Raw genomic sequence first — 15368 nt, 5'->3', positions numbered from 1 at the left:
TTTAGATAGACTTCATCACATCATGTAATTCAAGAAACTTCGTATTAAATTGTCCCTCAACGAATTTTTCATGCTCAAGCAATTTTAAATGGAATGGAATAGTCGTATGAATACCCTCAATTACAAATTCACTTAGTGCACGTTTCATTCGTGAGATTGCTTCTTCCCTGGTATTACCATATGTGATGACTTTCGCAATCATGGAATCATAATAAGGTGGAATGGTATAACCTGGGTATGCAGCTGAATCAATTCGAACTCCAAAGCCGCCAGGAGGCAAATACATATTAATTTTTCCAGCAGAAGGCATAAAGTTCTTTTCTGGATTCTCAGCATTGATTCGGCACTCAATTGCCCAACCATTAAACGTAACATCCTGCTGATTTACCGTTAACCTTTCACCGGATGCAACTCGGATTTGCTCCTTAATAAGATCAATACCTGTGACCATTTCTGTAACAGGATGCTCCACCTGTATCCTTGTGTTCATTTCCATAAAGTAAAATTTACGATTGCGGTAGTCATATATAAATTCTACCGTTCCAGCACCTGAATAATCAACTGCTTTTGCAGCTTTTACCGCAGCATTTCCCATTTCTGTACGAATTTCTCCATCTAATGCGGGTGAAGGGGACTCTTCTAAGAGCTTTTGCAACCTACGCTGTATTGTACAGTCTCTTTCTCCCAAATGGATCGTATTCCCATAAGAATCCGCTAGGACTTGTATCTCAACATGACGGAAATCCTCAATATACTTTTCTATGTATACTCCTGGATTACCAAAAGCTGTTAGAGCTTCCTGTTGTGTAATATTAATTCCCTTAACTAATTCCTGTTCATTTTTCGCTACGCGGATTCCTTTCCCTCCGCCTCCAGCAGTTGCCTTGATGATCACGGGGTATTCTATTCTACTTACAAGTTCAAGTGCTTCATCAATATCATTTATGATGCCCGTTGAACCTGGTACAATCGGAACACCCGCTTCCTTCATGGTTTCCCTAGCAATATCCTTTGTGCCCATTTTTGTAATGGCTTCAGGACTCGGTCCTACGAAGGTAATATTGCATTCGCGGCATAGTTCAGCAAAATCTGCATTCTCAGCTAGGAAACCATAGCCAGGGTGAATGGCATCACAAGCAGTTAGCTTGGCCACACTAATTAAATTCGTAACATTTAGGTAACTATCTTTTGATAATGTCGGTCCAATGCAATAGGCTTCATCTGCAAGTTGTACATGCAAAGCTTCACGGTCTGCTTCAGAGAAAACGGCAACAGATTCAATTCCCATTTCTCTACAAGCACGAATAATTCTGACCGCAATTTCTCCTCTGTTTGCAATTAACAGTTTCTTTATCATCCTATCGCTCCTTATTCTGGCTTTACTAAAAATAAAGGTTGTCCGTATTCTACTAATTGACCATTCTTCACAAGTACTTCAACAATTTCACCATTAACTTCTGATTCAATTTCATTGAATAATTTCATCGCTTCAACAATACAAACGATAGAATCCTTCGTTACAACAGAACCAGCTTTTACATACGCATCAGCTTCCGGTGTTGGTGAAGCATAAAAAGTTCCAACCATCGGGGAAGTGATTTTGTGTAAATTAGCTGTATCGGCTTGGCTTGATGCAATAGTATTTGGTGTTTCTGCCTTTACTTCTTGCACAGGTGCCGTAGTTGATACTGCTGCTTGAGTTGTAGGTTGAATCACAGGTACCACTTCAGCTGCTGCTAGAGGAACTGTTTGAACAGTTGTAACTGTTGTCCCCGTATTTTTTTTCATTTTAATTTTTGAACCCTCATTTTCATATGTGAATTCATCGATGCTGGACTGGTCAACTAATTTTATTAACTCACGAATTTCTTGTACTTTTAACAATCAAAACACTCCTTGTCCTACTAAATTAAGACTAACTACTAATACTATACGCTAATACCTTGTTAGAGTTCAATATTCTTCTTCTCTAATAGCTAAAAAAGGAAAGCAACGATATGCTTTCCTTTAACTGTTTCGTTTATTTTGTTGGCTGGAATTCAACTGCCACAAAGTTTGTTTCACCAATTTCCTTCTTAACCATTTGAATAATCGCATTTGCTTCTGATTTGGATGACTCTTTATCAGACTTTACAATAATTTTTACAGTTGAACCATCCGCTCTAACCAGGGCATCCTCATAATCCATCGCTTTAATTAAAGTTTCGAGCATTTCTTCCTTTTGTGCGATTTCATTTAACTTCTGCATTTGATCAATCGCTTCGCTTCTTTCATCAGCAGGCAAATCAGTTGTTGCTACAACAGCATTTAATTGCTCTTTCAGTTCACTGCGCTCATCTTGGAGCTTCAAACGTAATGCCTCAAATTCTTCGTCACCGGCAACTTGTGAAATGATTGTATCGGTATCTTTTGCTTCAGTATCTGTTTTAGTTCCCTTTTGATCAGCTTTCTCTTCTTGCTTTACGGCAGCTAGTTCATTGCTTTTTTGTTCAGGTGAAGTAATGTAATATACGGATAGTACAACCACCAAACTTAACATTGTTAATAACCAAACTGTTTGTTTTTTCAATAGCATTCGTAAATCCCCCTTTTATTTTTTAGGCATAACGGCAACTCGGTGACTTGGAACATCTAACACCCTCGTTACTGCCTCTATAATCCATTTTTTCACTTGAATATTTTCTGCACCTTTGGCTACTACAAGAACGCCACGAATTTCAGGCTTTTTCTCTTCGATAACAATCGGTACCTCTTTCTCTCCATTACGGATGATAACCACTTGGCTATCCGTTGAGGTATCTTGTACTTTTCGTTCCCCACCCTCGTTGTCTTTTTCTTCTGTTGTTTGGGATTTTGTTACTGTATTTTTCTCGAGCACTTTCTTATCGGTAGAATCAATGTTCACCACTACCATTACATCGTCTACACCCAACATTTTTTCAAGTGCTGACGTCAGCTGCTTCTCATATGATTCCTCATAACCAGCGATTGTCTTATTATTTGAGTCTTTTTTTAGACTGAAGGTCTCAACATCTTCCGCTTGTGCTTGGCTGCTATTTACTGCCTGACTTTCGAGCGGAGTTGACTTATCAGAAAATACCACATTGCCGACAATCATGAAGGCAGCCCCGATGCAAAGTACCAGAATCATATATTGATATTTCCCAGCCTTTTTTTCACCGTTTTCTCCCTTTGAAACTATGTTTTTAAGCCATGAAAATGGTCCTTTATTATTCTCCATTTTGCCCATTCATCCCCCCTTCAACCGAGACTTCAATTGCTTTTTCGGTTACATTCCATTGTTGCGAAAGAAATGCGGCGATTTTTTCTGATTCTTCTGTTGTATCTTTAGATGGAAGAGGCGCTCCTGTGTTAATACTAACTGGTTGAATAGCTTCGACTGTCTCTACCCCTGTTTCTGGCTCCTTTAGGTGAACTGTAACCATTTCAAGGTTTTCAGGGAATTCTTCTTGACTATCATTCTTAGTTGCTAATTCTATTTTTGCAATTTCCAAACCAAATTGTTCCATCAACTCCTCTTCTACTCCCTTTTCAAGTTGGACAGCCATTGTATTTAAAATATATGCATGATTGGAGGCTTGTATTTCTTTTTTCTGCAATTCTATCGAATTTTCCATATTTTTTTCTTCTGTACCCTGAAAAGAGGGAATCTGAGCCATCGCAGTTTCAAAATCCTTCGAGATCAATTTAAAAATGGGGGTAAGGATGATTGCAATCAGCAGCAGTCCTGTAACCATTTTTGTATATTTTTGTAAACCTGTATTTGGAAGCAGCATATCTATAACGGTTGCTAGAAGGATAAACAAGATAATATTTGTTACCCATTCTATTAAAAAATCCATAACGTTCTCTCCTATCTCATCATCATCGTTAAATTCCCTGCAGCGACAATTACTGTAATACTTAAAAAGAACATGAGAGAGACAATACCCAATGCAGCGAAAACATATATTACACTTTTGCTAATAATATCCAAGCATTTAATAACCGGCCCTCCGCCTAATGGCTGTAAAATAGCAGCAGCAAATTTATAGATAAACGCGATCATCAAGATTTTTAAAGCTGGGAAAGCAACGATTATGAGAAGAATGGCTACACCTGCTATCCCAACAGAATTCTTCAGCAATCCAGAGGCACTGACCACTGTATCCGCTGCGTCCGTAAATATTCTGCCAATAACAGGGATAAAGTTTCCAGTTACGAATTTCGCGGTCCGAATGGCAACACCATCTGTTATTGCTGTAGAGGCACCCTGCACAGAAATGACCCCTAGAAATACCGTCAAAAATAGCCCCATTAAGCCAATACTCCAGTTTCTCAGCAACTGCGCAAGCTGAGTTACCTTATACTGGTCAGACATCGTACTCACAATACTTAATAAAGTGGCCAAAAAAAGCAGCGGCAGAATGACATATTGCATGAACATCCCACTGATATTCATTAAAAACAAAATCACCGGGTGGAAAAAAGCAGCGGAGATGATTCCTCCAGATGATGCAATTAAGGCTAACAAGAGCGGAATCAGTGCAAGGACGAAAGAAATCATACTCCCAATCGCCTCATTGGTATACTCTATGACGATATGAAAACTATTAAGTGCAATGATTACTAGAACCATATAGACGATGGAGTATGCCACTTTACTGATCGTGCTGCTTTCAAATGCATTTTGCATGGATTGGAGAAACATACTGAATATCGTAAGAAGGATTAGTGAGCCTAGCAATTTTCCATTTACTACAAATTCATGAAACAAGAATTTTAGAATGCCCTGAGTCCAATCCTTAAAAGTAAATTTCTTATCTCCCTTTACAAAATCGTACAAACTGCCTTTTTGGCTTTCTGGAAGGAAACCGCCGTATTTATTTTGAATATCCTCCCAATATTGTTTTAGCTCTGTTAAATCCATTGTTTTAAGTTGTGCATCTACTAATTCCTGTGGAGAAATAGGTGTCGAGTCGACATTCACTTCTTCGTTAGCTTGTACACTTGTTGAGGTAAATAAAAGAAATAATAGAATCATAATGGGAATAAACTGCAGCTTTTGCTTCATCAATTTTCACCTCTATTTTTCAAACGAAAATGAACTGCTAACTTGGAATTAGCTTAATTATGGTTTCAATCATGACAGTTAAAATTGGAATGGCCATCGCAAGAATTAAAACTTTCCCAGCAAGTTCAATCTTTGAAGCAACAGCACCTTGTCCAGCATCCTTGGTAATTTGTGATGCAAACTCAGCAATGTAGGCAATTCCAATGATTTTTAGAATAGTCTCTACATATACCAAATTCACATTTGCATTCACTGCCAACTTTTCAAGCATATGAATAATTTCATAGATTTTATCAACTAAAAACAGAAAAATGCTGCAGCCTACAAATACAATTAAGAGAAAGGCAAAATTAGGTTTTTGCTCTTTTATGATTAATGCTAGAAAGGTTGCGACAAGAGCCACTCCAACTATTTTAATAATTTCAATGGCAAAGCCCTCCTTTCTATTGAAACAAGAAGACAGATTTTATTTTCTGGAAGAGGTCGTCAACAATTGATGCGACTTGAAACAAAATATAAATAAAGCCGAATAACGTAACCCACTGGGCATATTCCTTTTTCCCAACTTGGTCAAGAACTGTATGCAAAAACGCAACGACGATTCCAACCCCGGCGATTTTAAAAATAATATCGACTTCTAAGCCCATTGCTTTTCCCCCTAAATTAATAAAATAATCAGTAATAATCCTGAAAAGAACCCTAAACTCTTTACCATTTTTTCGTATTTTGCTTGCTTGTCAATTGCATCTGCTTCCTCTCTTTCGAGATGGGAAAGAGTTAACATGATATGTTTTTGCTGGGAAAAGCGATCGTGCCGACCTAGGGTTTCCCCAAATTGTTTCATAATCTCAAATTCACCTTGTTTAAATGCAGTCTGCTTCCAAACCTCTTTCAAGCTATCTTCCCAAGCATCCTTTACTGTTGTTTCTGTATCAGTCAGTTTCTTTGCAAAACCATCAAAAAATGATGATAAGGGCTTTGATAATTGTGCCGCCAACCTCCTTGCAGCTTCGTGCAGAGGTGTATGACCGTACATTATTTCCGCTTCAAGTGATTGAAGCGCAGATCTTAATTGCCTAAGCTGTCTCGGTCGTTCACTTAAGTGTTTAGCGGCTTCAAAACCTGTCCAAGTGGTGGCGAGTATTATAAAAATGGCACCAATTAATTTAACCATTTACGTCACTCTCACTTTTTGACTGAGTTCTTTTCCATTACCATCTAAAATATGAGTAATAGTTCCTGGTCCCTGAGATCTACTCAGGACAATAAATCGTTGGAAAATGTTTTGATCGATTATCGTCTTTAATGATGGCCTATTTCTAACTTCGTCCATACTGGAGCCATGAGTGGTCATAATAAGTCTTATGCCGGCATGGACCGCTTCTTGAATAGCTTCTGCATCCTCTAATCTGCCAATTTCATCTACAACTAACACATCCGGGCTCATTGAACGGATCATCATCATCATTCCTTCAGCTTTTGGGCAAGCATCAAGCACATCTAAACGGTGTCCGAACGACATTTGAGGAATGCCATTCACGCAGCCTGCAATTTCAGAGCGTTCATCAACGATGCCTACCTTATAGGCATGAATCCCTTTTTCATGATTTCCAGTAGAAATAATTCTGGCAATATCCCGCAACATGGTTGTTTTTCCAGTCTGAGGTGGACCAATAATCATCGTATGCATCCAAAAGTCTTTGAAAATAAAAGGAGTAATCTTTTCCGCAATACCTATCTTCTCCTTGGCAATCCGGATGTTAAATGAAGCAATATCCCTTATTGCTTTTACCTTACCTTCTTCAAGGATTACCTTTCCTGCAAGTCCAATTCGATGACCTCCTGAAACCGTGATATACCCCCGCTTCAGCTCTTCCTCAAGTGTATATATGGAGAATTGGCTAATCTTATTCATTAAGTGGAAAGCATCTTCTTGCCGAATAATATACGATAGAAACTTTGGAGCTCCCTTCATCGTAATTTCTATTGGGCGGTTGATACGGATTCGGATTTCTTCCAATTCTTCTTTTTGACTAGGAGGGATTTTACTGATTAGATCTGCAATGTTTTTTGGTAAGAATTTTAGGATCGTTTCCACATATCTTCCTCCTTGCATGTTGCTTGTCTCATTATTTAAAATGTATGCCTTTCGATAAACAATATGACTAGATTGCTAGGAATACTTCGTAAAGTAAAACGTAATTTATGGAGTAAGGAATATTAGTAAGGGGGGAATTTCATGTATATTCAGAACCCTGGAGATCGGAATACCCAATCCATAAGGAACAATATAATAAAAGTGAAGGGTGAAGGGGAAATTTCTGTTCCACCAGACATGGCCACTGTTCATCTAGGTATCGTAACGGAAGGTAAAGAACTACTTGATATACAGCAGCAAAATTCTGATGTTGGAAAAAAGGTGATTGATACTCTAATTGCGTTAGGAATTGATCGAAATCAGATACAAACTTTTGATTATCGAATTGAATCTATTTATGACTATGATCAAGGGAAACAAATTTTTCGAGGATATAAAATTACACATATCTTGGAGGTAAAATTAGATGATTTATCTATAATTGGAAAAATCATAGATAATGCGGTTCAGTCAGGAGCAAATTATGTTGCTAACGTTCAATTTACAACTAGATTTAAAGATTCTTATTATCAACAAGCACTTGCAATGGCTTTGAAAAGTGCAAACAACAAAGCGACCACAATTGCTAATACCCTCAGAGTGACACTAAATCCCATACCGATTCAAGTCACGGAAGGAGGAGATACGATACAGCCCTTTGAGAGCCAACATATAGCGTTTGGTAAAAGTGCTAGTTCAACTCAAATTGAACCTGGGCAACTCTTAATCAAAGCTAGTGTTGCTGCAGAATACAAATACCATCCGATTGGGTGATAAAAAAAGGATTGAGCACTGTAGAAAGTGGTTCAATCCTTTTCAAACGATTATTGGTCGTATTTTTTTACCATTTCATATAATTGTGCTGATGTTACGGGACCATTGTAATGTTCTCTTATGATTCCTTGTCTATCAATGACAAATGTTTCAGGCTGTCCTGTGACATTATACTTTTTTGCAATTTTAGAATTGTAATCAAATACATATACGGCAGGTGTGTTATATTTTTCAAGGAACTTTTTTACTCTGTCCTTTGTTTCGCCCTTGTTGATCATAATTAATCTGTATTTATCGCCGTAATCCTTTGCAAATGCCTCAAGCTCTGGGGCTTCATCTACACATGGTTTACACCATGATGCAAAATAATTCAAGATAATAATTTCACCTTTGTAATCAGAGAGCTTCGTATTGGTTCCGTCTAAATTTGGAAGTTCAAAGTTATATGCTTGGTCTCCAACATCGGTATTGTCACCTTTACTTGCCAAACTATATCCAAAAAAACCAAACATTCCAATTAATAGGAACAACACGAGTAAGTTTATAACTCGTCTGCTCATCCCACTTCCTCCTGACAAAAAATTGGTAGACTATAGAAATGGCTAGCTTCAGCGCCTAGGGGCTCGGGGTCATAAGCCAATCCGTCAAGAAGGTTAAAAAGAAACCTTCTCGCCGGCTCGTCTTATGCCTGTCGCCCCTGAGCAAGGCGCTTCCGCTTTTCTATTTATCCAGTTGTTTTAAAAACTCAATATCTTTTTTTAGGCTGCTGTGACGTTTTCCAATTACAAGCATATAACCAAAAATAATTACCCAAACGACTGAATATGCAGCATACATGAATTCCATAATTAATTCCTCCTAGTTTTCTAGTCTTTCACGTAGTTTTTCTTTGTAATGACTAACTTTAATTTTCATATTTTCAAAGGATACACCCTTATGAAGGATGTATGCATAAAGGAAAGTAAAAGCAGCAATCGTAACCAATAAGGCAACAAGCATACTAGGTGCTATTCCTCCACCTTGTTGTGACGGTCCATCTCCGAATACGATTGGATGGAATTTAGATTGCCACCAACGAATGGCAAAGAATACAATTGGAACGTCTGCAAAGCCGATAATTCCAAATACTGCAGCTAGTCTAGCCTTTTTATCCCAAACCCCATCCATTTGTCGAACCATCAAGTATGCGACAAAAAGGAAGAAAAGGATTAGTGTTGTGGTTAGGCGTGGTTCCCAAGCCCACCATGTATTCCATGAAGACTTCGCCCAAATTGGTCCAGTTGTTAATACAATCAGAGTAAATACAACACCGATTTCAGCAGAAACATACGCATATGTGTCATAAATTCTTTTGCGTTTAACCAAAAACATGATACTAAATACAAATGTTACAAAGAATGCTAAAAATGCCACCCAGGCTGATGGAACATGCATATAAAATATCTTTTGAACAGCCCCCATTGTTTTTTCAATTTCTGCATATAAGAAAATAAAGTAAAATGCCGCTAACATGGTTACGACCATACCACCATATAAAACTTTGGTAAACAGCGAACTTTTTACTGGTGCCAAATCAGTTACCTCTAGGGGCAGCTTTTCTCTTTCAAGACTCATACTCATCTTTTAAACCTCCAGAACGTACTCAATTAGTAAAAAGCATAGTACAAAGAAAATTACATCATAGGCAGCGACCAATTGCAGCCAAGCAAGAGCACTAGGTAATTTCTCCATATTCGTAAGAATAATTTTTGTTGCTTGGGTTACACCAATTAAAACCGGGCTAGTCATTGGGAAAAGCAAAAGCGGTAATAACATTTCACTGCTCTTGGAATTGGAAGCTAATGCTGCCAAGAAAGTTCCAATTGCAATAAAGCCGAAACTCCCAACAAATAGCACTAAGATAAAATATAAAATACTGCCATTTACTTTAAAATCAAATAATAAAAATAGAAACGGAATCGATACGATTTCTACAATTAATATCATTGAGAAGTTTGCCATGAATTTGCCTAAATAAATGCTAGACGCTTCCATTGGTGCAACCAATAAACCATGCATGGTATCATTTCGCTGCTCAGATACTAATGATCGATTAAGGCCCAAGATTCCCGAAAATACAATGATAATCCAGACAGCACCTGGAATCACTGCTTTTGTCGTATTGTTTGCTGGATCAAAAGCAAAACTTAGGACTAAGATGACTAGGCCAGCAAATATAATCATGGTACCCAAAACTTGTTTTGTTCTAAGTTCGGAATATATATCCTTTTTTGCAATTGTGAGGGCTGCTCTAAACATCAAGATACTCCCTCCACCAGCAGTTGGTATTTTTCAGAAACTAAACTTAAGGATTTATTATTGATTCTAAAATCATCTGCGATTTTGCCGTTCTTCACGATTATTATTCGATCACAGATTTCAGCAGCTTGTTTGAAATCGTGTGTTACTATTAATGTCGTACATCCCTTTTCTTTCATGGAAAGAACAACATTATTAAGAATCGTAATGGCACCTTGGTCCAATCCTGTATGTGGTTCGTCTAGCAGCATGATTTTAGGTTCATGGATAATGGCCCTTGCAATTGCAATTCTCTGTATCATCCCACGAGAGAAGTTCTTTACTGGTTCATTAATAAAGAATGACAACCCAACCTCATTAACCAATTGTCTAGCTCGATTTTCAACGTCCTTGACACCATACAACTCACCAAAGAATAGTAAATTTTCTAATGGTGTGTAATGATCGTAAAGCAAGCTAGAATGCGGTAAGTATCCAAACAGTTTTTTTACTTTTATATGATCCATTTTTAGATCCAATCCGTTAATCTTTACAAGACCTGATGTAGGCTTTATTAATGTTGCAAGCACTTTTAGTAGTGTACTTTTTCCCGCACCATTTGGGCCAAGTATTGCAACAGTTTCACCCTTACTAATTGATAGGTCAACACCACGTAGGATTAACTTATTGTCGGCTTGCTTTGTAAGCTTCTTTATTTCTATCATCTGGTATCCCTCGCATTTTCCGACTGTTACTCTACAAATTGGCGCAAATTCATTTTCACCTGAACTAAATGCTGCTTATAAGCAGCCAATTTGGCTTGATAATCCTCTTCTGACATATTTCCATCACCGAAGTTCTCTTCCAATTCGAGGATTTTATCCATAATTGCTTTTTGCTTTGCCATTAGATTTTTAAATGCACTTTCTTCCTTATCTTTACCTAGTCTTTTTTCTTCCGCTATAGCCTTCATTCTAAAATAGGCGAAGTAGGATAGTGCAGCAATAATAATGGCAGCCATTACGATTAAGAAAACATGTGGATCCCAACTGCGCAGCGGTGATTGTGACCACATCCGAAGATGACCAGGATTATGAAACGCAGGTGCAGTTTTCGTTACACTTCCACTGGTTTCACTAGCGCCTTGTTCTGTAGCACCTTGAGATTCACTTTGTGAGGGTTGTTTGTCTTTGTCATAAACCAGCGTAAAGGCTTGTTTTGCTTGAATGCCTTCAACACTGTATCCCTGATAATTTTGGTCGTCCATCTTAAATAGACCTTGATTGGTTGCTGTAACGTTATTAAATTCAATGCTGCCCATTCCTTCAGGCACAAGAATTTGCATCATCTGGACAGGATAATCAAAGCTTAAGGTGATTTCTTCTCCCTTTGCCATTCTGTAGCTATATGGCAAAACAACCGTTTGATTTGCAGGAATTGGGTCTGTGGTAATAAATCCAGTTTCAACCTGTTTTTGAGCAATTTTGTTATCCAAAAAGGTAAATCCTATTGCTCCTGTCGGAATAGTGACATTCAAAACTGCTTCACCCGTGCCGTCACCTTTAAATTCTTCTGCTGTGGTATTAGTGTAGTTCACCATGTTCATCATATTGGTTGAACCATCTTCTGCAGGGCTAACGACTAGGTAATGCATATCAACTGAGATCGCTGATTCCGCAGCTGCCATCCCATTTAATGGAATAAGCAGCAGCAGTCCGACGAGGAAAACGGTGATTTTCTTGATCACTTTCCTTCCCCCTTTTTGTTTTTATAACTCTTCATCGTAGTTTCAATTTCTTTCTCTATTTCAGCCATTAAGTCCTTATCAACTGATTGAGTAGACATCTGCTCTTCTTCATCCTTCATAATGCTGAACACTTGAGATTCATATTGCTTTTTTAGATTTTTGTAATCAGCGTGTGAGATTTTATCCATCTTGTATTCGAACTCTAATTCGTTAAGCGTGGATAAAAGCACTTCTTTATTCGATGCTGAACCTTGATCCTTATTTGCGAAAACTAAATAGGAATTCCAAGAAAAGAAGGGTGCTAGAACAAGAAATAAACTAATGAGCACGAGAGCTGCAGTAAATATCATTGAAATGATCGAGATTTCTTGCATTATGTTCACATCCTAAAGGTACTTTTTGCGTTCTTCTTCAATCATAGATGAGAGGATTTCCTCTTCCACTTCATCTTTAATCTTTTCGTTGTCTTGGGTTAGTTCGTTACTTCCCTTTTTCTTCACCCATTTACGAATGATGAAGAATATCGCTACACCTGCAATTACTAACACTGCAAATGGCAGTACCCAAGCAACTAAACTGAACCCGCTTTTTTCAGGGGCTGTTAAAATTTCTTCACCGTAAATATTGATGTAGTATTCACGAATCTTGTCTTTATCCCAGCCCTTGTTCATCATTTCAACAATGTCTTCCTTAAAGCCAATGGTAAGATTACATGTTTTAGGGTCGCATTCAAAATGATCCTGGCCACATCCGCATGTACACATGAACTGTGAAGCAGCTGCCTCAAATTCCTTAGATTTATAGTCGAACTCTTTTGCTTGTACTTGGAAGTTTGATACCTGAAAAATAAAGGCAATTAGAAGGAGTCCAATATATATTTTACTTTTCACATTAAGACACCTCTTTGCGTACTCCTGTGTATCTTGGAGTAATATTTTGATATTTCCCATTCCAAACTGCAAATAGTGAACCGATAACAATCATAAATGATCCTATCCAGAGCCATGCAATCATTGGGTTTACTTTTACAATAAAGGTTGCTTTTCCATCATCTTCCCAATCACTTAATACAACATATAAATCTTCCTTTAGGGATGAAATCATTCCAACCTCTGATGATGGCTGATCCCAATTACCGTAGAATACCTTTTCAGGCTGAATTGATCCAATTCGTTTACCATTCTTAAAAACTATCATTTCCGCATAAACGATATCATTGATGCCCTCACGTTTTTGATCCAGACGCTCGTAGTTAATACGATAGTCCTTCACTTCAATGGAATCTCCTAAATTTACCGTTTTCATCGTTTGGATATCATAGTTTTGTGAACCGATAATTCCCATTGCGATAAATGCTATCCCAATATGTACGATGTATCCACCATAGCGGCGACGGTTCTTTGTCATTAGGCGATATAGAGAAAGGTAAACTTTTTCATTTGTCATTTTCCTACGTGCTTTTACCCCACGGTAAAACTCTAAGAAGTGAGTGATAAATAGTAGAACAATAACTCCAAAACCGATTACTGCCCAAGCTTTTTGTATACCGAGAATAACCATTAACGCCATTGCTGCGACAGCAAGGGCTGCTGGTATTAAAAAGTTTTTCTTTAAATTTTTAAGTGATGACCTTTGCCAAGCTAGTAATGGACAGACAGCCATTACAAACATCATAGATAATAGAATTGGTGCTTGAACGGTATTAAAGAATGGCATTCCTACTGTTACTTTCGTACCTCTTACTGCTTCAGATACTAGAGGAAAAACTGTTCCCCAGAATACGCCAAACGCAGCACCTACTAATAATAAGTTGTTAATTAAAAAGCTGCTTTCTTTTGAAATATATGAATTAAATTCACCTGCACTGCGTTTAAGCAGATTGTATCGGCTCATTAACACATACAAAGCCCCAATTACCATTACCCCCATAAAAATCAGGAAGTATAATCCTAGATTTGAATTAGCAAATGCGTGAACCGATGTAAGAACACCACTTCGTACAAGGAATGTTCCAAAAAGTGTTAATGCATAAGAAGTAATGATCAAGCTTATATTCCATATTTTTAACATGTTTTTTCGTTCTTGGATCATGACCGAATGCAAGAACGCGGTTGCTGTTAACCAAGGCATAATGGAAGCATTTTCAACTGGATCCCAAGCCCAGTAACCACCCCAGCCCAGTTCTACATATGCCCATTGACCGCCGAAGATATTGCCTAGACTTAAAAACAACCAAGCAATTATTGTCCAGCGTCTTGTCATTTTAATCCAGAAGTCATCTACGTTTTTCAATAAAAGTGCTGCCATTGCGAAGGCAAATGGAATGGCGAGTCCTACATAACCCAGGTAAAGGGTAACAGGGTGAATAATCATTCCAGGATTTTGCAGCATTGGATTTAATCCATGACCTTCAATCGGTACCTGATCCAACAACACAAACGGCTTAGCAACAAATCCAAGGATTAAAAAGAAAAATACGATGTTCCCTAATAGAATCGCGGAAATATAAGGGACCATTGGATTTCCTCTCATTTTTCGTGAGAAGGCAATCATAACGGTGTAAAGCACTAAGAAAAAAGTCCATAATAACAAAGAACCTGAATTCCCAGCCCATAAAGCTGTAAGTTTATAAATGATTGGCAGTTCACTGCTAGTATAATCAGTAACGTATTCATATTGAAATTGGGATGTTGCTAGTAAGTAGAACAGGGAGAGCATGGCCATCGATGCTGTAACAAGGATACCAATAATTCCGCCTTTCCCACTGTTAATTAATGTTTGATTCTTTGTACTGATCCCCAAAGTAATGCTGAGGAGTGAATAGATTGCTAGTGCTAAACCTACATATATTGTTGCGTTAGCAAATAAGTACATATCGTCACCTTCTTATTATTTTGCCGTTTCTGGTTCTGTTGGTGGCTGATCTAATAATTTTTTATGTGCTTCAGGATCATAGTTTTCAACATCTTCACCTTCATATTTAGAAGGACATCTAGTTTTAACTGTTTCAGCGACAAATGTATCTTTCTTAGTAGGTGCTCCTTGGAGAATAACAATAACACCTTCAGAGAAGTTATCCGGTCTTGTTCCGTTATGAATGACATGCATCAAGTTACCATCGTTATCTTTTAAATCAAATTTCAACTCAATTTTATCCGGGTTCCATTTAATAGATTCTTCGATTAATAGACCTTCTACCGTTACAAAATCATCTTTATGTTTTTCTTGATTCGCTAATAGTTCTTTCATCGTTAATTCAATTCCGCTTGATCCTGGTGTAGCTGCCATAAGTAAGAAAACGATGGCACCAGCAATAATAAATCCACCAAGCATGACAATTGTATTCTTTTTCACATTTA

At 37.8% G+C, this 15368-nt stretch carries 21 protein-coding genes; 1 reads left to right on the top strand and 20 read right to left on the bottom strand.

Annotated features, from left to right (window positions below; all coding sequences use genetic code 11):
* Position 1: 1 nt before the first annotated feature.
* From accC to spoIIIAA, 10 genes are all read right to left on the bottom strand, one after another.
* A complete protein-coding gene (gene accC / locus QUG14_RS26470) occupies positions 2 to 1357 on the bottom strand; it encodes an acetyl-CoA carboxylase biotin carboxylase subunit (RefSeq protein WP_289343456.1) in 1356 nt (451 codons plus the stop codon).
* A gap of 11 nt (positions 1358 to 1368) precedes the next feature.
* A complete protein-coding gene (gene accB / locus QUG14_RS26465; protein WP_289343454.1) occupies positions 1369 to 1884 on the bottom strand; it encodes an acetyl-CoA carboxylase biotin carboxyl carrier protein in 516 nt (171 codons plus the stop codon).
* A gap of 136 nt (positions 1885 to 2020) precedes the next feature.
* Complete coding sequence (locus tag QUG14_RS26460) at positions 2021 to 2575, bottom strand: SpoIIIAH-like family protein (RefSeq protein WP_289343452.1); 555 nt, start codon at positions 2573 to 2575, stop codon at positions 2021 to 2023.
* A 15-nt stretch (positions 2576 to 2590) separates the two neighbouring features.
* Positions 2591 to 3241: a stage III sporulation protein AG gene (gene spoIIIAG, locus QUG14_RS26455; protein ID WP_289344244.1), complete on the bottom strand. Its 651-nt coding sequence runs from the start codon at positions 3239 to 3241 to the stop codon at positions 2591 to 2593.
* The gene (gene spoIIIAF / locus QUG14_RS26450) at positions 3231 to 3863 is read right to left on the bottom strand and encodes a stage III sporulation protein AF (RefSeq protein ID WP_289343451.1); all 633 of its coding nucleotides are present in this window, start codon (positions 3861 to 3863) and stop codon (positions 3231 to 3233) included. The genes spoIIIAG and spoIIIAF overlap by 11 nt, the downstream gene beginning before the upstream one ends.
* 11 nt (positions 3864 to 3874) lie before the next feature.
* On the bottom strand, positions 3875 to 5074 hold the full coding sequence (spoIIIAE, locus tag QUG14_RS26445; protein WP_289343450.1) for a stage III sporulation protein AE: 1200 nt from the start codon (positions 5072 to 5074) through the stop codon (positions 3875 to 3877).
* A 37-nt stretch (positions 5075 to 5111) separates the two neighbouring features.
* A complete protein-coding gene (spoIIIAD, locus tag QUG14_RS26440) occupies positions 5112 to 5501 on the bottom strand; it encodes a stage III sporulation protein AD (RefSeq protein ID WP_095247152.1) in 390 nt (129 codons plus the stop codon).
* 16 nt (positions 5502 to 5517) lie between these two features.
* A complete protein-coding gene (gene spoIIIAC, locus QUG14_RS26435; RefSeq protein WP_007084610.1) occupies positions 5518 to 5721 on the bottom strand; it encodes a stage III sporulation protein AC in 204 nt (67 codons plus the stop codon).
* 11 nt (positions 5722 to 5732) lie between these two features.
* Positions 5733 to 6248 (bottom strand): stage III sporulation protein SpoIIIAB, encoded by a 516-nt coding sequence (spoIIIAB, locus tag QUG14_RS26430; RefSeq protein ID WP_289343447.1) that lies wholly within the window; start codon positions 6246 to 6248, stop codon positions 5733 to 5735.
* Positions 6249 to 7172 carry a stage III sporulation protein AA gene (gene spoIIIAA, locus QUG14_RS26425; protein ID WP_289343446.1) on the bottom strand — a complete coding sequence of 308 codons (924 nt, stop codon included), beginning with the start codon at positions 7170 to 7172 and terminating at the stop codon, positions 6249 to 6251.
* 141 nt (positions 7173 to 7313) lie between these two features.
* On the opposite strand from spoIIIAA, the gene QUG14_RS26420 reads away from it, so the two are divergent.
* A complete protein-coding gene (locus QUG14_RS26420; RefSeq protein ID WP_289343445.1) occupies positions 7314 to 7985 on the top strand; it encodes an SIMPL domain-containing protein in 672 nt (223 codons plus the stop codon).
* 50 nt (positions 7986 to 8035) lie between these two features.
* Here the strand turns inward: QUG14_RS26420 and QUG14_RS26415 are convergent, their stop codons facing one another.
* From QUG14_RS26415 to QUG14_RS26370, 10 genes are all read right to left on the bottom strand, one after another.
* Positions 8036 to 8545 carry a TlpA family protein disulfide reductase gene (locus QUG14_RS26415; protein WP_289343443.1) on the bottom strand — a complete coding sequence of 170 codons (510 nt, stop codon included), beginning with the start codon at positions 8543 to 8545 and terminating at the stop codon, positions 8036 to 8038.
* A 160-nt stretch (positions 8546 to 8705) separates the two neighbouring features.
* On the bottom strand, positions 8706 to 8831 hold the full coding sequence (locus QUG14_RS26410) for a CcmD family protein (RefSeq protein ID WP_289343440.1): 126 nt from the start codon (positions 8829 to 8831) through the stop codon (positions 8706 to 8708).
* Between the two features lie 12 nt (positions 8832 to 8843).
* Entirely contained in the window at positions 8844 to 9605 is a 762-nt protein-coding gene (locus tag QUG14_RS26405; protein WP_289343438.1) for a cytochrome c biogenesis protein, read from the bottom strand.
* A 3-nt stretch (positions 9606 to 9608) separates the two neighbouring features.
* Complete coding sequence (locus QUG14_RS26400) at positions 9609 to 10283, bottom strand: heme exporter protein CcmB (RefSeq protein WP_289344242.1); 675 nt, start codon at positions 10281 to 10283, stop codon at positions 9609 to 9611.
* The gene (locus QUG14_RS26395) at positions 10283 to 10987 is read right to left on the bottom strand and encodes an ABC transporter ATP-binding protein (protein WP_289343437.1); all 705 of its coding nucleotides are present in this window, start codon (positions 10985 to 10987) and stop codon (positions 10283 to 10285) included. Before QUG14_RS26395 ends, QUG14_RS26400 begins: the two co-directional genes overlap by 1 nt.
* 26 nt (positions 10988 to 11013) lie before the next feature.
* A complete protein-coding gene (locus tag QUG14_RS26390) occupies positions 11014 to 12009 on the bottom strand; it encodes a hypothetical protein (RefSeq protein ID WP_289343436.1) in 996 nt (331 codons plus the stop codon).
* Positions 12006 to 12383, bottom strand: a complete 378-nt coding sequence (locus tag QUG14_RS26385) for a hypothetical protein (protein ID WP_289343435.1) — start codon at positions 12381 to 12383, stop codon at positions 12006 to 12008. The genes QUG14_RS26390 and QUG14_RS26385 overlap by 4 nt, the downstream gene beginning before the upstream one ends.
* 12 nt (positions 12384 to 12395) lie before the next feature.
* Positions 12396 to 12899 (bottom strand): cytochrome c-type biogenesis protein, encoded by a 504-nt coding sequence (locus QUG14_RS26380; protein WP_289343433.1) that lies wholly within the window; start codon positions 12897 to 12899, stop codon positions 12396 to 12398.
* Between the two features lies 1 nt (position 12900).
* Complete coding sequence (locus tag QUG14_RS26375; RefSeq protein WP_289343431.1) at positions 12901 to 14883, bottom strand: heme lyase CcmF/NrfE family subunit; 1983 nt, start codon at positions 14881 to 14883, stop codon at positions 12901 to 12903.
* A 15-nt stretch (positions 14884 to 14898) separates the two neighbouring features.
* On the bottom strand, positions 14899 to 15363 hold the full coding sequence (locus QUG14_RS26370) for a cytochrome c maturation protein CcmE (protein ID WP_289343430.1): 465 nt from the start codon (positions 15361 to 15363) through the stop codon (positions 14899 to 14901).
* Positions 15364 to 15368 lie beyond the last annotated feature (5 nt).

The organism is Neobacillus sp. CF12, assembly GCF_030348765.1.
Classification (GTDB): Bacteria; Bacillota; Bacilli; order Bacillales; family Cytobacillaceae; genus Neobacillus.
The sequence above is the reverse complement of the archived record's forward strand: the minus strand, read 5'-3'. Positions and strand labels throughout refer to the sequence as shown.